The 18,286-nt window shown below is 62.1% G+C and carries 23 protein-coding genes; 15 read left to right on the forward strand and 8 right to left on the reverse strand.

Features of this window, described 5'->3' with window-relative positions:
- Window positions 1-434: 434 nt before the first annotated feature.
- Window positions 435-1,319, forward strand: a complete 885-nt coding sequence (locus BMZ10_RS25300) for a sugar nucleotide-binding protein (protein WP_093468909.1) — start codon at window positions 435-437, stop codon at window positions 1,317-1,319.
- The gene (locus BMZ10_RS25305) at window positions 1,312-2,241 is read left to right on the forward strand and encodes an NAD-dependent epimerase/dehydratase family protein (protein WP_093468912.1); all 930 of its coding nucleotides are present in this window, start codon (window positions 1,312-1,314) and stop codon (window positions 2,239-2,241) included. Before BMZ10_RS25300 ends, BMZ10_RS25305 begins: the two co-directional genes overlap by 8 nt.
- A gap of 57 nt (window positions 2,242-2,298) precedes the next feature.
- Here the strand turns inward: BMZ10_RS25305 and BMZ10_RS25310 are convergent, their stop codons facing one another.
- The 5 genes from BMZ10_RS25310 to BMZ10_RS25330 all read right to left on the reverse strand — a co-directional run bounded on the left by BMZ10_RS25310 (window position 2,299) and on the right by BMZ10_RS25330 (window position 6,466).
- On the reverse strand, window positions 2,299-2,985 hold the full coding sequence (locus BMZ10_RS25310; protein ID WP_093468915.1) for an OmpW/AlkL family protein: 687 nt from the start codon (window positions 2,983-2,985) through the stop codon (window positions 2,299-2,301).
- Between the two features lie 338 nt (window positions 2,986-3,323).
- The gene (locus tag BMZ10_RS25315; RefSeq protein ID WP_177182221.1) at window positions 3,324-3,845 is read right to left on the reverse strand and encodes a DUF3299 domain-containing protein; all 522 of its coding nucleotides are present in this window, start codon (window positions 3,843-3,845) and stop codon (window positions 3,324-3,326) included.
- 10 nt (window positions 3,846-3,855) lie between these two features.
- A complete protein-coding gene (locus BMZ10_RS25320) occupies window positions 3,856-5,121 on the reverse strand; it encodes an ABC transporter permease (RefSeq protein WP_093468918.1) in 1,266 nt (421 codons plus the stop codon).
- A 1-nt stretch (window position 5,122) separates the two neighbouring features.
- Window positions 5,123-5,833 carry an ABC transporter ATP-binding protein gene (locus tag BMZ10_RS25325; RefSeq protein ID WP_093468921.1) on the reverse strand — a complete coding sequence of 237 codons (711 nt, stop codon included), beginning with the start codon at window positions 5,831-5,833 and terminating at the stop codon, window positions 5,123-5,125.
- A gap of 63 nt (window positions 5,834-5,896) precedes the next feature.
- Window positions 5,897-6,466 (reverse strand): DUF2796 domain-containing protein, encoded by a 570-nt coding sequence (locus tag BMZ10_RS25330; RefSeq protein WP_093468925.1) that lies wholly within the window; start codon window positions 6,464-6,466, stop codon window positions 5,897-5,899.
- A 234-nt stretch (window positions 6,467-6,700) separates the two neighbouring features.
- Here BMZ10_RS25330 and BMZ10_RS25335 point away from each other — a divergent pair, with 234 nt between their 5' ends.
- Complete coding sequence (locus tag BMZ10_RS25335; protein ID WP_093468928.1) at window positions 6,701-7,054, forward strand: hypothetical protein; 354 nt, start codon at window positions 6,701-6,703, stop codon at window positions 7,052-7,054.
- A 65-nt stretch (window positions 7,055-7,119) separates the two neighbouring features.
- Here the strand turns inward: BMZ10_RS25335 and trxA are convergent, their stop codons facing one another.
- The 3 genes from trxA to BMZ10_RS25350 all read right to left on the reverse strand — a co-directional run bounded on the left by trxA (window position 7,120) and on the right by BMZ10_RS25350 (window position 9,217).
- Complete coding sequence (gene trxA / locus BMZ10_RS25340) at window positions 7,120-7,992, reverse strand: thioredoxin (protein ID WP_093468931.1); 873 nt, start codon at window positions 7,990-7,992, stop codon at window positions 7,120-7,122.
- 122 nt (window positions 7,993-8,114) lie between these two features.
- Complete coding sequence (locus BMZ10_RS25345) at window positions 8,115-8,768, reverse strand: class I SAM-dependent methyltransferase (RefSeq protein WP_093468934.1); 654 nt, start codon at window positions 8,766-8,768, stop codon at window positions 8,115-8,117.
- The gene (locus tag BMZ10_RS25350) at window positions 8,765-9,217 is read right to left on the reverse strand and encodes a YbaY family lipoprotein (RefSeq protein WP_093468938.1); all 453 of its coding nucleotides are present in this window, start codon (window positions 9,215-9,217) and stop codon (window positions 8,765-8,767) included. The genes BMZ10_RS25345 and BMZ10_RS25350 overlap by 4 nt, the downstream gene beginning before the upstream one ends.
- A gap of 162 nt (window positions 9,218-9,379) precedes the next feature.
- Between BMZ10_RS25350 and nrdR the strand changes: the two genes are divergently transcribed.
- From nrdR to BMZ10_RS25410, 12 genes are all read left to right on the forward strand, one after another.
- A complete protein-coding gene (gene nrdR / locus BMZ10_RS25355) occupies window positions 9,380-9,844 on the forward strand; it encodes a transcriptional regulator NrdR (RefSeq protein ID WP_165869747.1) in 465 nt (154 codons plus the stop codon).
- A 2-nt stretch (window positions 9,845-9,846) separates the two neighbouring features.
- Window positions 9,847-10,986 (forward strand): bifunctional diaminohydroxyphosphoribosylaminopyrimidine deaminase/5-amino-6-(5-phosphoribosylamino)uracil reductase RibD, encoded by a 1,140-nt coding sequence (ribD, locus tag BMZ10_RS25360; RefSeq protein ID WP_177182222.1) that lies wholly within the window; start codon window positions 9,847-9,849, stop codon window positions 10,984-10,986.
- A 46-nt stretch (window positions 10,987-11,032) separates the two neighbouring features.
- Window positions 11,033-11,704 (forward strand): riboflavin synthase, encoded by a 672-nt coding sequence (locus tag BMZ10_RS25365; protein WP_093468944.1) that lies wholly within the window; start codon window positions 11,033-11,035, stop codon window positions 11,702-11,704.
- Window positions 11,705-11,721: 17 nt separating this feature from the next.
- Complete coding sequence (ribBA, locus tag BMZ10_RS25370; protein WP_093468947.1) at window positions 11,722-12,813, forward strand: bifunctional 3,4-dihydroxy-2-butanone-4-phosphate synthase/GTP cyclohydrolase II; 1,092 nt, start codon at window positions 11,722-11,724, stop codon at window positions 12,811-12,813.
- 147 nt (window positions 12,814-12,960) lie between these two features.
- Window positions 12,961-13,437 (forward strand): 6,7-dimethyl-8-ribityllumazine synthase, encoded by a 477-nt coding sequence (gene ribE, locus BMZ10_RS25375; RefSeq protein ID WP_074756916.1) that lies wholly within the window; start codon window positions 12,961-12,963, stop codon window positions 13,435-13,437.
- Window positions 13,434-13,934 (forward strand): transcription antitermination factor NusB, encoded by a 501-nt coding sequence (gene nusB, locus BMZ10_RS25380; RefSeq protein ID WP_093468949.1) that lies wholly within the window; start codon window positions 13,434-13,436, stop codon window positions 13,932-13,934. Before ribE ends, nusB begins: the two co-directional genes overlap by 4 nt.
- A 35-nt stretch (window positions 13,935-13,969) precedes the next feature.
- On the forward strand, window positions 13,970-14,935 hold the full coding sequence (gene thiL / locus BMZ10_RS25385) for a thiamine-phosphate kinase (protein WP_093468952.1): 966 nt from the start codon (window positions 13,970-13,972) through the stop codon (window positions 14,933-14,935).
- The gene (locus BMZ10_RS25390; protein WP_093468955.1) at window positions 14,932-15,441 is read left to right on the forward strand and encodes a phosphatidylglycerophosphatase A family protein; all 510 of its coding nucleotides are present in this window, start codon (window positions 14,932-14,934) and stop codon (window positions 15,439-15,441) included. The genes thiL and BMZ10_RS25390 overlap by 4 nt, the downstream gene beginning before the upstream one ends.
- An 11-nt stretch (window positions 15,442-15,452) precedes the next feature.
- On the forward strand, window positions 15,453-16,244 hold the full coding sequence (locus tag BMZ10_RS25395; RefSeq protein ID WP_093468957.1) for a substrate-binding periplasmic protein: 792 nt from the start codon (window positions 15,453-15,455) through the stop codon (window positions 16,242-16,244).
- Between the two features lie 111 nt (window positions 16,245-16,355).
- Window positions 16,356-16,973: a GTP cyclohydrolase II gene (ribA, locus tag BMZ10_RS25400; RefSeq protein WP_093468960.1), complete on the forward strand. Its 618-nt coding sequence runs from the start codon at window positions 16,356-16,358 to the stop codon at window positions 16,971-16,973.
- Window positions 16,970-17,392, forward strand: a complete 423-nt coding sequence (locus tag BMZ10_RS25405) for an MFS transporter (protein ID WP_093468963.1) — start codon at window positions 16,970-16,972, stop codon at window positions 17,390-17,392. The genes ribA and BMZ10_RS25405 overlap by 4 nt, the downstream gene beginning before the upstream one ends.
- Entirely contained in the window at window positions 17,392-18,189 is a 798-nt protein-coding gene (locus tag BMZ10_RS25410) for a cobalamin-binding protein (RefSeq protein ID WP_093468965.1), read from the forward strand. Before BMZ10_RS25405 ends, BMZ10_RS25410 begins: the two co-directional genes overlap by 1 nt.
- Window positions 18,190-18,286: the final 97 nt, after the last annotated feature.

The raw sequence follows: 18,286 nt of genomic DNA on the forward strand, positions 1-18,286 counted from the left end.
CTCGGTGAGGCACGCTTGCCAAGGCTTCAGGTCAGCCACCATACCTCTGCCGGCAGCAATGGCCTCTTGGGGGCTGAAGCCGGTCGTACAGACTCTGCAAGGTTTGCGTAGGACCGGCGTTAGCCGGGAAGGCGTCTGGTGTCACGCAGTTGGTCGAAGAGGGCGTTGAACACAGTTGGCTCTCCCAGCGAAAATCGTGCAGTGACATCGCGCCCGCAAACACCGCAAACTCGGTGGGAGCGAGCTTGCTCGCGAAGAGCCCCGTGCATCCGCCACACGTGCACCGTCTGAAATCCAGGCTCGTCAGCACGCTCACGCCCAAAGGCAGACCGTGCCGTCACAGCATCGCCGGGCCACCTGTTGGGAGTTATTCCACCGACGTGTTATGTTTGCGGGCGTTTTTCACTGAATTTTTCTGAGAGCCTCCTGACTCTATGCGAATGCGCCTTATGCTGTTGGGCGGCGGGAATGCCCTTGGGCAGGCGTTGATTCGTCTGGGTGCCGAGGAAGACATTGGCTTCCTCGCTCCGCGTCCACCGCAAGACGGTTGGGATGCGGCCAGCCTGACGCAACTGCTCGATGACACCCGCCCGGATGCCTTGATCAACCTTGCTTATTATTTCGACTGGTTTCAGGCGCAGAGCGTAAGCGCCGAACGGTTGGAAAGTCAGGAGCGCTCGGTCGAGCGTCTCGCCGAACTGTGCCAGCATCACAACATCATCCTTGTTCAACCTTCCAGCTATCGGGTATTCGACGGTTCGCGGGCTACGGCTTACAGCGAAAAGGACGAACCGGTGCCGCTCGGCTCTCGGGGCCAGGCACTGTGGCGCATCGAGCAAAGCGTCAGGGCGGCCTGCCCGCAGCACGTGCTGGTGCGCTTTGGCTGGTTGCTCGATAACAGCGCCGACGGCGTGCTTGGACGTTTCCTGACGCGTGCCGAAAAGGCCGAGGAGCTTTTGATGGCCGACGATCGGCGCGGCAATCCGACCCCGGTCGACGATGCTGCGCGAGTCATCATCTCAGTGCTCAAGCAGCTCGATTGCGCCGCGCCGCTGTGGGGCACCTACCATTACGCAGGTCATGAAGCCACTACGCCGCTGGCGCTGGGCCAGGCCATTCTGACCGAAGCGCGACTGCTGCGTCCGCTGGCCGTGGAAGCGCCGACCGCTCAGGCGCATGCCGCGAGCCCGGATGCCGCAGAAGAGCCGCAGAACGCCGTGCTGGCCTGTAAGAAAATCCTTCACACTTTTGGTATCAAGCCTCGCGCATGGCGTGCCGGTTTGCCCAGCTTATTGGACCGCTACTACCGACATGTCTGATGCTCCTGTCCTCATTACCGGCGGCGCCGGTTTCATCGGCTCACACCTGACCGACGCATTGCTCGCCAAAGGTTACGCCGTGCGCATCCTCGACGATCTGTCGACGGGCAAGCGCAGCAACCTGCCGCTGGACAATCCCCGGCTCGAGCTGATCGAAGGCGATGTCGCCGATGCGGCACTGGTCGCACGTGCCGCGCTGGGCTGCCGGGCCGTTGCGCATCTGGCGGCGGTCGCGTCGGTGCAGGCGTCCGTGGACGATCCGGTGAAAACCCACCAGAGCAACTTCATCGGCACGCTAAACGTGTGCGAAGCCATGCGTCAGGCCGGAATCAAGCGTGTGGTATTTGCGTCCAGCGCGGCGGTCTATGGCAATAACGGTGAAGGCCAGCCCATTGTCGAAGACACGCCCAAGGCACCGTTGACGCCCTACGCTTCGGACAAACTGGCAAGCGAGTATTACCTGGATTTTTACCGTCGACAGCACGGTCTGGAGCCGGTCGTGTTTCGCTTCTTCAATATCTTCGGCCCGCGCCAGGATCCGTCGTCGCCGTATTCAGGCGTGATCAGCATCTTTGCCGAGCGTGCAGAGAAAGGCCTGCCGATCTCGGTGTTCGGCGATGGCGAGCAAACCCGCGATTTCTTTTACGTCGAGGATCTGGTCGATCTCGTGGTGCAGGGTTTCGAGAAGCCGGTCGTGGAGGAGGGCGCGGTTAACGTCGGTCTGAACGCCACCACCTCGCTGAATGAGTTGCTCGCGGCGTTCGAACACGTGGTCGGCAGTCTGCCTGCGGTCACCTATCTGCCGCCGCGATCGGGTGACATCAAGCATTCCCGGGCCAACAATCAGCGGCTGCTCGAGCGCTTCACAGTGCCGGCACCGACCCCGCTGAAAGTGGGCCTGGCACGGTTGTTGGGGCGCTGAGCCGCTCAACGCAAAAAGGCACCTTCAAGGTGCCTTTTTTTGTGCCCTGCGTAACCGTCAGAACTTGTAGCCAAAGCCAAGCATGTAAACCCACGGATCGACGTCCACGTTGACCTTCGTGCGTCCGACGCCCAACGCTGACGGGCCGTCCAGCGTGGCTTGGGTGTCGATGTCCACGTACCACACGGCGGCGTTGACCATCACCTTGTCAGTGAGCATGTAGTCCATGCCCACTTGTCCGGCCCAGCCCCACGAGTTCTTGATGTGCAGGTTATTCATGCCTTGTGCTTTGCGGTCACTGGCCAGATTTTCGTCGTAGAACCAGGTGTAGTTCACACCCAGGCCTGCGTACGGCTGGAACTTTGAGTGAGCTTCCATCGGGTAGTACTGCAACGACAGCGTCGGCGGCAGCTGTTTCACGTCCGCCAGCTTGCCGTCCAGCCCTGCGCCCAGGCCCTTGACCGCAACGGTGTGCTGGAAGGGCGTTGAGGCCAGCAGCTCGAGGCCGACGTGATCGGTCAGCATGTAGGCGAAGGTCAGGCCCAGTTGGGTGTCGCTGTCCAGTGTCGCCTTGGTGCCCGGCGCCTTGACGCCATCGAATTTCAGGTTGCCGCTGTCCTCGTTAGGCGCGGTGGTGGCCGCGCCCGCACGAACGATGATGTCACCGGCCTGATGGGCATGGGCGGCGAGTGGGGCACCAAGTGCGAGCGCGAAAAGCGACGCGCCGAGCAAGGACTTGTTCATGAGGGCTCCGTAAAGGCATTAAAAAAGGAATGCCTTATGTTACGAAGCGTCTACTGCACGGGTTTTGACACAGCTCAATGGACGAGCAGTTAAACGAAAAGAATCTGTGGGCGTGAGCCAACTGTCTTCGACGCCCCCTTCGATCTGCGGCGTAAAACCCGACGCCTTCCCGGCTAAAGCCGGTCCTACGGAAGGCCTGCCGCATCTGTAGGACCGGCTTCAGCCAGGAAGAGGCCGGTGCAGGCTGTGGAGATGCATTGGTTGGAAGCCAGCCTTCGTCCGAGTGCGGCCCAGAGCAAGCGCGCTCCTACAAGGGATTTGTGTTGCTCGTTGGGTGTTTATTCATCCGGCAGTTCGTACACCAGGATTTTGTCCGCTTCCATCTGGTACCCGGCATCGGCCAGTTCGCTGGTGGAGGATTTGACCTGCATCGGCCCTTCGATCCAGTACGGCTGATAAAGCTCGTCGACCTTCACCCCCAGCTCGCTGGTGACGTGGACGATCTGATTCGGCGGCGGGGGCGGAACGTGGATACAGGCACCGAAATACGGCACCAGCAGAAACTCCGTGACGCGGCCTTCCTCGCTGACCTCAAGCGGCACGATGTAGCCCGGCAAACGCACCATCTGGCCGTCCAGAGACTTGACCACCGGCGCATCGGGTGCCAATTGGTGAGCGGCAGGCGCCGACTCCACCGACAAGGTATCCGCCATGCTGGACAGGTTATGAATGGGGGCGGTGATCAGCTTCACCGGTGGCGCGTCGGGCGGAATCATTTCCTGCCAGGTCAGCACCCGCAGGTCTTGCGCCCAGATCGGCGTCGCGACCAGTAACCAAATCAGCATCCACAGCGCGCGCATCACGACGTCCTCATAAACGAATCGACAGGCCATCGGCCAACGACTGGCGATAGGCACGCCATGCCGGCACGGTCCCCATCAGCAGCGCCGCGCCGAGGATACTGCCCAGCAGCGTCCACTCATAACTGCTCGGCAGCGACAACGGCAGATACAAACCGTAGTTGGCCTGCACATATCCCTGAGCCGCAGCGATGCCGATGTACAGCAGCGCAAGACCGCTGACTGAGCCGGCGAGCGCCAGCGCGAACGCCTCCAGCACCAACAGGCTGGCGATATGCCAGGGCCGCGCACCCACCGAGCGCAGAATCGCCATTTCGCGGCGACGCTCGTTGAGGCTGGTGAGAATCGCGGTGAGCATGCCGATCAGTCCAGTCAGTACCACGAACAGCGAGATTACGAACAAGGCTTTCTCGGCCGTGCCCATCAGGCTCCACAGCTCCTGCAGGGCAACGCCGGGAAGAATGGCCAGCATCGGCTCGCCCCGGAATTCGTTGATCTCGCGTTGCAGTGCGAACGTGGAAATCTTGCTGTTCAGACCCAGCATGAACGCTGTGATCGCGGTGGGCGTCAGGTCCATGTTGCGTGCCTGATCGGCGCTGATCCGGCCAGCGCCCTGAGCCGGCACGCCGTTGTGCCAATCGATGTGAATGGCCTCCATGCCGCCCAGGCTGATGTGCAGCGTGCGGTCCACGGGTGTACCGGTGCGCTTGAGGATGCCGACCACGGTAAACGGCTTGTCATCGTGCTTGACCAGGCTCACGGTCGCCACGCCGTGAGCCAGCACCAGTTTGTCGCCGAGCTTGTAATGCAGCGCCTCGGCCACCTCGGCACCCAGTACCACTTCGAAAGGATCCGTGTCGAACGGCCGTCCATCGGCCATCTCCAGATGTTGCTGACGACCGTACTGGTAATGCTCGAAATACGATGCATTGGTGCCCATCACTCGGTAGCCGCGATGGCTGTCGCCGAGGGAAATGGGGATCGCCCACTTGACCTGTCGGCTGGCGGCGAAGTGCTCGAAACTGTCCCAGCGAATGTTGTTGGTCGCGTTACCGATGCGGAACACCGAGTAGAGCAGCAGATTGACCGAGCCCGAACGCGCGCCGACGATCAGATCCGTGCCGCTGATGGTGCTGGCGAAGCTGGCGCGTGCTTCGGTGCGCACACGCTCGACAGCCAGCAACAGACAGACCGACAACGCGATGGCGAAGGCGGTGAGAAAGGCAGTGAAACGGCGATTGGCGAGGCTGGCCAGCGCCAGGCGAAGAAGATACATCTCAGACCTCGGGAGCGACGGCAGCGCGATTGAGTTCGGCCAGCGACAGATTGCGATCGAAAAGCGCCGCCAGACTCTGGTCATGGCTGACGAACAACAGGCTGGCACCGGCCTCCCGGCATTCCGCGAACAGCAGTTGAATGAACGCCTCGCGGGCGTCGGCATCGAGCGCGGAGGTGGGCTCGTCGGCGATGACCAGTTCCGGTTGGCCGATCAGCGCGCGCGCCGCGGCCACCCGTTGCTGTTGGCCGATGGACAGCGCGTCGGCGCGCCGCCCCAGCAGTTGCGGGTCCTTCAGACCCAGGTGGGCGAGCAGCGTCGCTGCGGCCTGCGCAACGCTGCCGTGGCGTTGGGTCGCCCGGGCGGCGCGCACGGCCGAGAAGTGGCAGGGCAGCTCGACGTTTTCTCGCACCGACAGAAAAGGCAGCAGGTTGAACTGCTGAAAAATGTAGCCGGTGTGATCCACCCGAAAACGGTCACGAGCACCCGCTGACAGTTGCGTCAGGTCTTGCCCCAACAGGCGGATAGTGCCGCGACCGGGCTTTTGCACGCCGCCGAGCAGACCCAGCAGCGTGGTTTTTCCGCTGCCGCTGGGGCCTTTGAGGAACAGGGTTTCGCCGCGCTCAAGGCGAAATTCCGGGATGTCCAGCAACAGCGGATGCCCCGGCCAATTGAAGCCCAGGTCCGAGAGTTCGATGAGTGCTTGTGTCATGGCCTGAGTCACATCATGAGGTGAATGACCGGGAAGTCCCGGTCGCGTGTGCATCGAGGCTGGTCAGAACTTGACCACAGGATTGCTTGGGCGCACTTCGGCACCCATCTGACGCTTCGGCGTCACCAGTTGGACCTGAACGGTCTGGGTCGCCGGGAAGCTCTTGAACAGCTGGGTCAGATCAAGTTTGTTCAGCACGTTTGGCACGCTGCAAGTGAGCTGATAGTGACCGTGGATTTCGGCGTGATCGTGGTCGTCACCATCGCCGTGGTCATGCTCGTCGTCTTTGTCGCCAAACAGCGGGCTGTTGAGCTGCTGCTTGACCACGGTGCATCCCGCCGCTTCAGGAATGCTGAACAGGCCGTGCGGCTTGAGCAGGGTTTCACGCGCCAGTGCGAGCTTCATTTTGTCTGCATCGGTGGTGGCCACGTGCTCGAAGCCGACGATGTTCATCGCTGGCGTATCCAGTTCAAGCTCCAGGGTGCGGCCGTCCAGCGCCAGATCCAGTCGCGCCACGCCATGGACGTGAGCGCCGAGGCTGCCGTGTTCATGGTCGTGGTCATGTTCGTCGGCCGCGTGGGTCATGGCCAGAGGAAGCAGCGCGAGGGGCAAAGCGAGAAGCAGACGACGCATGTGAGAGGGCTCCGCAAGAAGGTCTGAAATTTGTTATGTGATCTTATAACAATAATGCGCGCCCGTTCTTAAATTTTTCGCCGGGAACCCATGAGCGTGGCCTGTCCCCGGATTGCATCGGGTCAGCCAGCCTGGCGCTGCCCGACATATCTGATATGTCCGTGTCAGGGGATTGCGTGCGGCGCGGATAATCCTGTGGGACCATGCCGGCCAGTCAACCAGAGGACACACATCATGCTGCGAATCCGTGGAACCGTTGGCGACCTGCCTGTGGACCTGACCGTGGAAATGGACGAAAGCGACTGGGCTCGACTGGGCGCTCAACTCGGCGTGCCAGTGCAGGAGAGCCAACCGGTCAGCGAGTCGGCAGCCAGACCGGTCGCCAGCCGTAACGATGCAGTCTGGGACATTGCGCAGGACCTGCTGCGCAAAGCCGGGCAAATGAGCGGGCCGGATCTGCTGGGGCAACTGGAGGGGCTGGCGGGCAGCACGGCGGCGGGCAAGCGCTTGATGGTGCGCATGCGCCACAGCGCCAACGTCAAAGTCGAGAGCCATGGCGATGCGCCGGTGTATCACTGGATCGAGTGATGCTCAGATGATTGCCTGACACAGAGCGGTCAGGCGGATCGTCAACCCCGTGGACCTGAGTGAGGTCAGTAAAGCGCAGCAAACAACTTGCGACGGTAGGTCGTGACCAGTGGGTGATCATTGCCGAGCAGGTCAAACACTTGCAGCAACGTCTTGTGCGGCTGGCCTTCGTTGAAGTTGCGGTTGCGGATGAACAGCTTGAGCAAGCCTTCCAGTGCTGCGTCGTACTGCTGACGCGACAACTGATGGATCGCCAACTGATGCGCAGCCTCATCGTCCTGTGGATTCTGCGCCAGACGCGTCTTCAGGTCTGCGACATCCGGCAGCGCTGCGGCCTCACCCAGAAAGGTCAATTGCGCCTTTGCACCGGCCAACGCGGCTTTGTGTTCGTCGCCCTTCACGGCATCCAGCACGGCACGCGCCTCGGTCAGCTCGCCACGTTCAGCCAGGCAGCGGGCATACAGAATCAGCGCGGCAGCGTTGGTGTTGTCCTCGGCCAGGATGGTCTGCAGAACAGCTTCAGCCTCTGCGAAATGGCTCGCGGCAAACATCTCCTGCGCGGTCTGCAGTGGGTCGGCTGCAGCGGGCGGCGGCATCTGCACGTGCGGCTCGAGCAACGCGCGAATCTGGGATTCAGGCTGCGCGCCGGCAAACCCGTCCACCGGCTGGCCGTCCTTGAACAGCACGACCGTCGGCAGGCTGCGAATCCCGAAGCGGGCGACGATGTCTTGCTCGGCGTCGCAATCGACTTTGGCCAGCAGCAGTTCGCCCTGGTAGCTCTCGGCAATCTGCTTGAGCAGCGGCATCAGCACTTTGCACGGCGCACACCACTCAGCCCAGAAATCCACGAGCACCGGTTTATGGAAGGAGTTTTCGATGACCAACTGATCGAACGTGGCGGTGGTCGCATCGAAGATGTACGGCGTTTCCTGGCTCATCACAAATCTCGAAATAGGCGCTAATGACGGCAACTATAAAGGGCTGCGGGGATTGTCGGAAGCGGGGTCACTGGCGCGACAGAAATCTCGCCCCGGCAGAGCGTTCATCATTGAGTCGCCGGTCAGCGCGCCGCGTGATACAGACTCACTCTGCGAAACTCCCAAGGCTCAGCCAGATCGGGCAGTGTCAGCGCCTCGAGAATGCCCAGCCGTCGGTACAGCGGATGCTGAAAATCCCGCACCCGCGAATCCGCGACCAGCGCTTGGCTGCCGCGGGTCAGGAACTGGTCCAGCAGAGGCAGATTCGCTCGGTCGTACAAAACATCAGCCACCAGAATCAGATCGAAACGATCGGTCTCCGCGAAAAAATCCGTCGAATACCCCAGCTGCACATCATTGAGTTCGGCGTTGGCCTGGCAAGCGGCGAGGGCGACCGGATCAAGATCGCAGGCCACCACCTCCATCGCGCCAGCCTTCGCTGCCGCGATGCCGGCCACGCCTGAACCTGCGCCGAAATCCAGCACGCGCTTGCCCTCGACCCATTGAGGGTGTTCGGCGAGGAACCGGGCCATTGCCAGCCCGCTTGCCCAACAGAAACTCCAGTAAGGCGGCTCTTCGAGAATCCGTCGGGTTTCTTCGGGGCTGAACGCGCGATCCATGTTGTCGGCGTCGATCAGCCACAGTTTCAGATCGGTGTCGGGCAGCGTTTCGGCCACCAGACGTGCGTCACCCAACAGATCGCTCAGAGCAGCTTGTAGGTGAGACGGCGCAGTCATGGCGCCGGAGCGAACTGCAACTGGCCCAGCGCCTGCGTCGTCGGCTGAGTGATCAGCACCGAGGGCAGATGCAGGATCAATTGCCCGGACTGGCTGGCCCGTCCACGCAGCTCGACGCGGGCGCCATGGGGAAACGCTTCGGGATTGAAGCGCAACTGAAACGGCAGGGATTGATTGTTGCCCGTGAGCTTGGTGCTGCTCAGCAGTTTTTGCGGGCGATTGCGATCATCGATCACCAACAGCGCGAGCTCCACCTCGGCGCCTGCCGGAACACCGAGCAACTGGCCGCTCAATTCCCGCTGATAAGGCAGCAAGGGCCCCGGACTGTCCGGCAGTTTGATGGCGTTGGTTGCAGGTTTGGCCGGGGCGGCGGGCTTGGGCGGCTCAGCGGTGCTACAGGCAGCCAGCAGGCCGACCAGGCTGATTACAGCAAGCGTACGTAGCGTCATGAACAGCTCCAGCAAAACAAAATACGGGTGGGCATCAGCAGTATCGCCGAGGGCGGCGACTTTGGCTGCAGCGAATGGGCGTCTGTATACCTCAAAGGCCCGGACTTGTCTTGCCAGCGGGATGCGCTACCATGGCCCTCCCTTTTTTTGTTGCCTGCCACCATGCACTGTCCCTTTTGCGGTGCCAACGACACCAAAGTCATTGACTCGCGCCTCGTTGCCGAAGGCGATCAGGTTCGCCGACGTCGCGAATGCGTCGCCTGCGGCGAGCGTTTCACCACGTTTGAAACCGCCGAGCTGGTCCTGCCGCGTCTGATCAAGCAAGACGGCAGCCGACAGCCATTCGATGAAGAAAAGCTGCGCGCCGGTATGCAGCGCGCGCTGGAAAAGCGCCCTGTAAGCGTCGAGCGTCTCGAAGCGGCGCTGGCCCACATCAAAAGCAAGTTGCGTGCGACCGGCGAGCGCGAGGTCAAGTCGCTGATCGTCGGTGAACTGGTGATGGGCGAACTGCAGAAACTCGACGAAGTGGCGTATATCCGCTTTGCTTCGGTGTATCGACGGTTCCAGGACCTCAACGAATTCCGCGAAGAAATCGACCGACTGGCCCGCGAGCCGGTTAAAGAGTGAGCATGTCCCCCACAGAGCAGAGCGTGCTCGACGCCGCCTATATGGCGCGAGCGCTGGAGCTGGCGCGCAAGGGCGTCTACTCGACGCACCCCAATCCGCGCGTTGGCTGCGTGATCGTGCGTGACGGCGAGATTGTCGGCGAAGGCTGGCACGTGCGTGCGGGCGAGCCCCATGCCGAGGTCCACGCGCTGCGCCATGCGGGGGAAAAAGCCAGGGGCGCCACTGCTTACGTCACCCTTGAACCGTGCAGCCACCATGGCCGCACCCCGCCGTGCGCGGACGCGCTGGTCAATGCCGGTGTTGCGCGTGTCGTCGCCGCGATGCAGGACCCCAACCCGGATGTCGCCGGTCGAGGGCTTCTGCGTTTGATGAGCGCGGGCATCGCCGTGCAGAGCGGCGTGCTGGAGGGTGAAGCGCGGGCGATCAACAAAGGCTTTCTCAAACGCATGGAACACGGCTTGCCGTACGTGCGGGTCAAGCTGGCGATGAGTCTGGACGGCCGCACGGCCATGGCCAGCGGTCAGAGCCAGTGGATCACAGGACCTCAAGCGCGTTCGGCGGTGCAGCGTCTTCGGGCGCAATCGAGCGTGGTGCTGACGGGTGCCGACACGGTGCTGGCCGACCACGCGCGCCTGACCGTTCGGCCCGACGAGCTGGACCTCAGTGCGGAATTGACGGCGCTGGCGGTCACTCGTCCGCCGCTGCGCGTGTTGATTGACGGGCGTCTGCGGGTTCCGCTCGATGCGCCCTTTTTCAAGGCCGGCAGCGCGTTGGTCGTCACCTGCGCGGCCGCTTCGGCGCGCGAGCGGTATCACGAGGAAGGCCACGAAATGCTCGCACTGGCGAGCAGTGGAGGGCATGTCGATCTGCGCAAGTTGCTGGTCGAGCTGGCGTCCCGTGGCGTCAACGACGTGCTGGTAGAAGCGGGCCCCAGACTCGCGGGCGCGTTCACCCGTCTGGGTCTGGTCGACGAGTTCCAGATTTTCGTCGCCGGCAAGTTCATGGGCTCATCGGCCCGCCCGTTACTGGACCTGCCGCTGGCGCAGATGAGCGAGGCGATGGAGCTGAAAATCATCGAAATGCGCGCGGTCGGTAATGACTGGCGAGTCATTGCGATACCTGCTCACGGCCCGAGCGTATAATTCCGGCTTTCGCTTTCTGCGCTGGCCCTGTTCTCCCGGAGGACCCATGTTTACCGGCATTATCGAATCCATCGGCAGCATCCGCGCCATTACTCCTAAAGACGGCGATGTCCGCGTTTATGTCGAGACCGGCAAACTCGACCTTTCCGACGTCAAGCTCGGCGACAGCATCGCGGTCAACGGCGTTTGCCTGACCGCCGTCGAGCTGCCAGGCGATGGTTTCTGGGCTGACGTCAGCCGCGAAACCCTCGATGTGACCGCGTTCGTCGATCTCAAGACCGGCAGCCGCGTCAACCTGGAAAAAGCCCTGACCCCGACCACTCGCCTGGGCGGGCATCTGGTCAGCGGTCATGTCGACGGCGTCGGCGAAGTGCTGTCCCGTGAAGAAAATGCCCGCGCGATTCAATTTCGCATGCGCGCGCCCCGCGAGCTGGCCAAGTACATCTCGCACAAGGGCTCGATCACCGTCGACGGCACCAGCCTGACCGTGAACGCCGTTAACGGCGCCGAGTTCGAGTTGACCATCGTCCCTCACACGCTGGCGGAAACCATCATGGGCGACTACCGCCCGGGCCGTAAGATCAATCTGGAAGTCGACCTGCTGGCGCGTTACCTGGAGCGTTTGCTGCTCGGTGACAAGGCCGCCGACCCGACGCCTGCCCAGGGTGGCACCATCACCGAAAGCTTTCTGGCCGCCAACGGCTACCTCAAATCCTGAATCGAAGGGGGTGCCGAGTGGCGCTCAATAGCATCGAAGAACTGGTTGAAGACATTCGCCAAGGCAAGATGGTTATCCTCATGGATGACGAAGATCGCGAAAACGAAGGCGATCTGATCATGGCTTCCGAATGCGTCAAGGCCGAGCACATCAACTTCATGGCCCGTTACGCACGTGGCCTGATCTGCATGCCGATGACTCGCGAGCGCTGCGAAACGCTGAAGCTGCCGCTCATGGCGCCGCGCAATGGCTCGGGCTTCGGCACCAAGTTCACCGTTTCCATCGAGGCCGCCGAGGGCGTCACCACCGGTATCTCCGCCGCTGACCGTGCGCGCACCGTGCAGGCCGCAGCCGCCAAGGATGCCAAGGCTGAAGACATCGTCAGCCCCGGCCACATCTTCCCGCTAATGGCACAGGCTGGCGGCACGTTGTCCCGCGCCGGTCACACCGAAGCGGCCTGTGATCTGGCGCGCATGGCCGGATTCGAGCCGACCGGCGTCATCTGTGAAGTGATGAACGACGACGGCACCATGTCCCGTCGTGCGGAACTCGAAGCTTTCGCTGCCGAACACAACATCAAGATCGGCACCATTGCCGACCTGATCCATTACCGGATGATCCATGAACGTACCGTTCAGCGGATTGCCGAACAGCCGCTGGACAGTGAACTGGGCCAGTTCAACCTGGTGACCTACCGCGATTCGGTCGAAGGCGACGTTCACCTGGCGCTGACGCTGGGCAGGATTTGCGCTGAAGAAGCGACGCTTGTGCGGGTTCATAACATGGACCCCGTGCGCGACCTTTTGATGGTCAAGCAGCCCGGCCGCTGGAGCCTGCGCGCCGCGATGACTGCGGTGGCCGAGGCGGGAAGCGGTGTCGTTCTGCTGCTGGGGCATCCCCTTGACGGCGATGCCGTTCTGGCCCATGTACGGGAAACCGCCGGTGGCTCGCCGATCAAGACGCCGACCACGTACAGCACGGTCGGTGCCGGTTCGCAGATCCTTCGCGACCTTGGCGTGCGCAAAATGCGCCTGATGAGTTCGCCAATGAAGTTCAACGCGATATCCGGTTTCGATCTGGAAGTTGTAGAATACGTGCCCTCCGAATAAAGACCGGCAGGTCAGCAGCCGTGAAGCCCGCCGGGTTTTCGCGGCTTTTGTCCCTGCGGTCGCCGATTCGTGGCCTAAAATCCCTGCACGCGCGCGTCGAATGCGCGCTTGCTTGCTCTTTAATACGAGAACACGAGACTCAGCCGAATGACCCTGAAGACCATCGAAGGTACCTTCATCGCCCCCCAAGGTCGCTATGCCCTGGTGGTTGGCCGCTTCAACAGCTTCGTCGTGGAAAGCCTGGTGAGCGGTGCCGTTGATGCCCTGGTTCGCCATGGCGTGAGCGAAAGCGACATCACCATCATCCGCGCGCCTGGCGCTTTCGAAATCCCGCTGGTGGTGCAGAAAGTTGCGCAACGCAGCGAATTCTCCGCGATCATCGCCCTGGGCGCTGTCATCCGCGGCGGCACTCCGCACTTCGAATACGTGGCTGGCGAATGCACCAAAGGCCTGGCCCAGGTTTCCATGGAGTTCGGCGTTCCGGTCGCATTCGGCGTACTGACGGTCGATTCCATCGAACAAGCCATCGAACGTTCCGGCACCAAAGCCGGTAACAAAGGCGCTGAAGCTGCCCTGTCCGCCATCGAGATGGTCAGCCTGTTGGCGCAGTTGGAGGCCAAGTGATTAACGACGAAAGCGATCAGTTCAACCCGCGCGACCCTCGCCCGGCCGATGCTGGCAAGCCCTCCAAGAGCGAAAAGCGCCGTGCCGCGCGCAAGCTTGCCATGCAGGCACTGTATCAATGGCACATGGCCAAGCAGTCGCTGAACGAGATCGAAGCCCAGTTTCGGGTCGACAACGATTTCAGTGACGTCGATGCCGCTTACTTCCGCGAAATCCTGCACGGGGTTCCTGCGAAGAAGGTCGAGATCGACGTCGCGCTGACCCCTTGCCTGGACATCACCATCGACGAGCTGGACCCGGTTGAACTGGCGGTACTGCGCCTGTCCACCTGGGAAATGCTCGAGCGCATCGACGTGCCGTATCGCGTGGTCATCAACGAAGGCATCGAGCTGGCGAAAGTCTATGGCTCGACCGATGGTCACAAGTTCGTCAACGGCGTACTCGACAAGCTGGCTCCGCGTCTGCGCGAAGTCGAAGTGAAGGCTCACAAGCGCTGAGGCGTCTGGATTTCCAGACCGGAGCGTATGACGCCATGGGCGAATTCGAGCTGATCCGCAATTACTTCGCCGCTGCGCCCTGCGCGCAGCCCGGCGAAGGCGTTGCCTTGGGCATCGGTGATGATTGCGCCCTGTTGGCGGTGCCTGCCGGCGAACAACTCGCAGTCTCGACCGACACACTGGTCGCCGGGATGCACTTCCCCGACGTCTGCGATCCTTTCTTGCTGGGCCAGCGTGCCCTCGGCGTTTCTGCCAGCGACCTGGCAGCCATGGGCGCCAAACCCCTCGCATTCACCCTTGCCCTGACCCTGCCGGAAGTTTCTGCCGCCTGGCTGGAAGCGTTCGCGCGCGGCTTGAATCTGATGGCGCAGGGCTGCTCGCTGCGTCTGATCGGCGGCGATACCACGCGCGGACCGCTGAGCATCACCGTCACGGTGTTCGGCGCGGTGCCTGCGGGCATGGCGCTGACACGTGCCGGTGCGCGAGCTGGCGATCTGCTCTGCGTGGGTGGCGCGCTGGGCGATGGCGCCGGTGCGCTGCCACTGGTGTTGAACCAGCGCAGCAGCGAGGCGTCTACCACTCAGGCCCTGCTGGCGCGGTACTGGTCGCCCCAGCCGCAGCTGGCGCTGGGTCAGGCACTGCGCGGCAACGCCACGTCGGCGCTGGACATTTCTGACGGCTTACTGGCCGATTGCGGCCATATTGCCGTGGCATCGGGCGTTCGCTTGTTGATTGAGCGGGACAGAATTCCAATGTCCGACGCGCTGCTGAGATTTTTCGGACGAGACGAAGGGCTGAATGCCGCTCTAAGCGGCGGCGATGACTACGTGCTCGCGTTTACCCTGCCACCATCGCGGCTTGTTAATCTGACGTCGGCGGGCTGGCCCATATCGGTGATCGGCCAAGTGGTTGCAGGCCAGGGCGTGGCATTGCTCGACGACCTGGGCCAGGACGTCACCCCGTTGACTCGGGGCTACCAACATTTTCGGGAGACACGGTGACAGATCATCCTAATCAGGTCCCGGCGGAGAACGTTCCTCCGTCGGTCTGGACCAATCCCTGGCATTTTCTGGCCTTCGGTTTCGGTTCAGGCACCTTGCCCAAAGCGCCCGGAACCTGGGGCTCGATGGTCGCGGTGCCTTTTATTCCTCTGTGGCAGATGCTGCCGGACTGGGGTTACTGGCTGATGCTGGGGATCACCATGCTGTTCGGCTTCTGGCTGTGCGGCAAGGTGGCCGATGATCTGCGCGTGCATGACCACGAAGGCATCGTCTGGGATGAGATGGTCGGGATGTGGATCACGCTCTGGCTCGTGCCGGAAGGCTGGGTCTGGCTGCTGGTCGGGTTTTTGGTGTTCCGCTTCTTCGACATCCTCAAGCCCTGGCCGATTCACTGGATCGACAAGCACGTGCACGGAGGCGTCGGCATCATGCTCGACGACGTTCTGGCCGGGGTTTTTGCCTGGATGGCGATGCAGGGTCTAGTCTGGCTGTGGGGAGTGATATAGGAACCACACTCATGGGCGGTATCGGGAAGGTCTTGCTGCTGGGTCTGTCGCTGTTGGCGACGGGGCTTTGCGTGGCCGCGGAGCCAGGCGGCAGCGACCTTCGGACCGAGAAGCCCGACGACATCGTGCTGGTCAGCGAGCAATGGAATGCCTACACCGAAGCCGACGGGACCGGCCTGGGCTGGGACCTGATGCGAGAGGTGTTCGAGCCCGCTGGCGTCAAGGTGCAGTCCCGTATCGAGCCCTACACCCGGGCGGTCGGGCTGGTGCAGCGAGGTGAGGCCGATGCCTGGGTCGGCGCCTACGAGAACGAGGTCGAAGGCACGCTGTATCCGAAATGGCATTACGACATCGATGAAGTCTACGCATTGGGGCTGGCTTCCCACCCTGCGCCGACCCTGCAGAACCTGGGCAGCTACCGCCTGGCTTGGGTCCGCGGATACGAGTTCCAGCACTACCTGCCCAACGTGGTGCATTTCAATGAAGTGGCGCGCCGGGACCACATCCTTTCAATGCTCGAACACGGCCGCGCCGATCTGTACATTGATGCCAAGCCGGAAGTCGACTTCATCCTCGGCCAGACCAAAGCCCCTCAGAGTTACCGCACGACGTACCTGACCGCGATCCCGCTGTATCTGAGTTTTGCCGATAACGCTCGCGGCCGTGCCTTGCGGGAAGTGTTCGATGAGCGCATGGCGCGTCTGGTGCGGTCCGGCCGGCTGAAGCCGATATTCGCTCGCTGGAAGCAGCCTTATCCGTTCGATGCAAGCGATGTTCACAGCGCTGGCAGCGCCGGACAATGATCAAACTTCCTGATCTGAATAGCCGACAATTCAGCCTAAGCGTCTGCTGGAACGTGCTGTTACAATGCGGCCTTGCGAATTTCCAGCCCTCATACTGATCAGGAGCACACGGTGCCCGTCGTATTTGTCGCGGCTTCCAAGCTGCCTACCCCTTTTGCCACTTTCACAATGAACGGTTTCCTCGAAGAGGAAAACGGTCGCGAGCATGTCGTACTTACCCTCGGTGATGTGTCAGATGGCGCCCCTGTGCTGGGGCGCGTGCATTCCGAATGCCTGACCGGCGATGCCTTGTTCAGTCAGCGCTGCGACTGCGGCTCCCAGCTGGAAGCGGCCTTGCGCGCAATCGCCTCGCAAGGTCGTGGTGTGTTGCTTTACCTGCGTCAGGAAGGGCGTGGCATCGGCTTGATGAACAAGATCCGTGCCTATGAATTGCAGGACGGCGGTGCAGATACGGTTGAAGCGAACGAGCGTCTGGGCTTCGCCGCTGACCAGCGCGATTACGCCATTTGCCTGCCGATGCTCGAGCATCTGGGCATCAGATCGCTTCGACTGATGACCAATAACCCGCGCAAGGTCAAAGCGCTGACTGACATGGGTATCAACGTGGCCGAACGCGTGCCGCTGCACACCGGCCAGAACCCGCACAACAAACTTTATCTGGCGACCAAGGCCGGCAAACTCGGCCACATGATGGGCAATGAGCATCAAAGCGAGGTCGATCCTGCGTGACACGCGGTAATGTGCGCCGTCGCCTGGCGTTGGCCTGGTGGCGGCAGATGGCCCTGACCCTGGGCCCGTTACTGGTGCTCTGTATGTTCTTCGGCGGCGGCGAGGCGACCGGTCCTACGGTTTTCGCCATGCCATTGTTCATCGCGGGCGTCGCGTCGATGTTCGTCAGCCTCAAGCCATTCGGTGTGTACAAGCGCTCTCTGATCGCAATGCAGAAGGCGCTCGACACCCCTGCAGAGCCTGCGGCCTGGCTGAAACTGGCCGCCGACCGGCGCGTGGCCTTCCTCGCTGCAGGCCTGCCCGCGTGGATTGCGGCGCTGGCGGTCTTCGCTTATCTGGAGCCCGTGGCGCTCGCGTTGCTGGCGCTCTCCAGCGTTGTTCTGCTGTACCTCTATCGCATTCCTCGTCAGCTGGCCTGATGCGCCTGTTCATCGCCTGCTTGCTGGCGCTGATGGTAAGCCGTGCGCTGGCCGTCGAGCGCGTGATCAGCCTCGCGCCATCGCTCACTGAAATCATGATCGAACTCAATTCGGCCGATCTGCTGGTTGGCGTGCTTGACGGCGGCGAACGTCCCGCGCAGGTACAGGCGTTGCCCTCGGTGGGTCGTTACGGCCAACTGGAAATGGAGCGGCTGCTCAGCCTCCAGCCTGATCTGTTGTTGCTCTGGCCCGGCAGTGTTGGCGTCGCGCAGCGTGATCAATTGCAACGGCTGAACATTCCGACCTTCGTCACAGAGCCGCATACGCTGGAGCAATTGGCGGATCAGATCGAACAGATCGGCGAGCGCCTGGGCCGGGGCGAACGTGGGCGTCAGCTGGCCGGTGAATTTCGCCAGCGGCTGTCCGGGCTTCGTGAGCGTTATCAGCGCGACGCCCCGATGCACGTGTTTTATCAGGTATGGGACCGGCCGCTGTATACGGTCGGGGGCGGGCAGATCATCAGTGATGCGCTGAGCGTGTGCGGTGCGCGAAATGTCTTCGACGACCTGACCCTGCCAGCGCCGCAGGTGAGTCTGGAGTCGGTATTGCAGCGTGATCCCGATGTGATCGTGGCGAGTGATGCCGCGCTGTTGAAGGCCTGGACAGCATGGCCTCAATTGAAAGCAGTCAGGGCGCAGCGTTTGCTGTCCGTGCCCGACAAAGGCCTGGAGCGCGCCAGCGGGCAGATGATCGAGGCCGTTGCGAAATTGTGTGAAGCGATATCGTCAGATCGCTGAACGTGCCGACGTTGATGCTTTTTTGGGAGTGAGCCAACCGCCTCCAATGCCCTTTCGGCGTAACACCCGACGCTTTCCCGGCTAAAGCCGGTCCTAC

Source organism: Pseudomonas sp. NFR16, from assembly GCF_900108875.1.
GTDB lineage: Bacteria > Pseudomonadota > Gammaproteobacteria > Pseudomonadales > Pseudomonadaceae > Aquipseudomonas.

Excerpts from the sequence above, each read along its gene's own strand:
- BMZ10_RS25310 (WP_093468915.1), bottom strand. The coding sequence starts at position 2,985 with ATGAACAAGTCCTTGCTCGGCGCGTCGCTTTTCGCGCTCGCACTTGGT.
- BMZ10_RS25325 (WP_093468921.1), bottom strand. The coding sequence starts at position 5,833 with ATGACACAAGCACTCATCGAACTCTCGGACCTGGGCTTCAATTGGCCG.
- BMZ10_RS25305 (WP_093468912.1), top strand. The coding sequence starts at position 1,312 with ATGTCTGATGCTCCTGTCCTCATTACCGGCGGCGCCGGTTTCATCGGC.
- ribD (WP_177182222.1), top strand. The coding sequence starts at position 9,847 with ATGTCCCCCACAGAGCAGAGCGTGCTCGACGCCGCCTATATGGCGCGA.
- trxA (WP_093468931.1), bottom strand. The coding sequence starts at position 7,992 with ATGAGCCAGGAAACGCCGTACATCTTCGATGCGACCACCGCCACGTTC.
- BMZ10_RS25395 (WP_093468957.1), top strand. The coding sequence starts at position 15,453 with ATGGGCGGTATCGGGAAGGTCTTGCTGCTGGGTCTGTCGCTGTTGGCG.
- ribE (WP_074756916.1), top strand. The coding sequence starts at position 12,961 with ATGACCCTGAAGACCATCGAAGGTACCTTCATCGCCCCCCAAGGTCGC.
- BMZ10_RS25315 (WP_177182221.1), bottom strand. The coding sequence starts at position 3,845 with ATGCGCGCGCTGTGGATGCTGATTTGGTTACTGGTCGCGACGCCGATC.
- BMZ10_RS25410 (WP_093468965.1), top strand. The coding sequence starts at position 17,392 with ATGCGCCTGTTCATCGCCTGCTTGCTGGCGCTGATGGTAAGCCGTGCG.
- BMZ10_RS25300 (WP_093468909.1), top strand. The coding sequence starts at position 435 with ATGCGAATGCGCCTTATGCTGTTGGGCGGCGGGAATGCCCTTGGGCAG.
- BMZ10_RS25345 (WP_093468934.1), bottom strand. The coding sequence starts at position 8,768 with ATGACTGCGCCGTCTCACCTACAAGCTGCTCTGAGCGATCTGTTGGGT.
- BMZ10_RS25320 (WP_093468918.1), bottom strand. The coding sequence starts at position 5,121 with ATGTATCTTCTTCGCCTGGCGCTGGCCAGCCTCGCCAATCGCCGTTTC.
- BMZ10_RS25365 (WP_093468944.1), top strand. The coding sequence starts at position 11,033 with ATGTTTACCGGCATTATCGAATCCATCGGCAGCATCCGCGCCATTACT.
- BMZ10_RS25335 (WP_093468928.1), top strand. The coding sequence starts at position 6,701 with ATGCTGCGAATCCGTGGAACCGTTGGCGACCTGCCTGTGGACCTGACC.
- BMZ10_RS25330 (WP_093468925.1), bottom strand. The coding sequence starts at position 6,466 with ATGCGTCGTCTGCTTCTCGCTTTGCCCCTCGCGCTGCTTCCTCTGGCC.
- nrdR (WP_165869747.1), top strand. The coding sequence starts at position 9,380 with ATGCACTGTCCCTTTTGCGGTGCCAACGACACCAAAGTCATTGACTCG.
- thiL (WP_093468952.1), top strand. The coding sequence starts at position 13,970 with ATGGGCGAATTCGAGCTGATCCGCAATTACTTCGCCGCTGCGCCCTGC.
- BMZ10_RS25350 (WP_093468938.1), bottom strand. The coding sequence starts at position 9,217 with ATGACGCTACGTACGCTTGCTGTAATCAGCCTGGTCGGCCTGCTGGCT.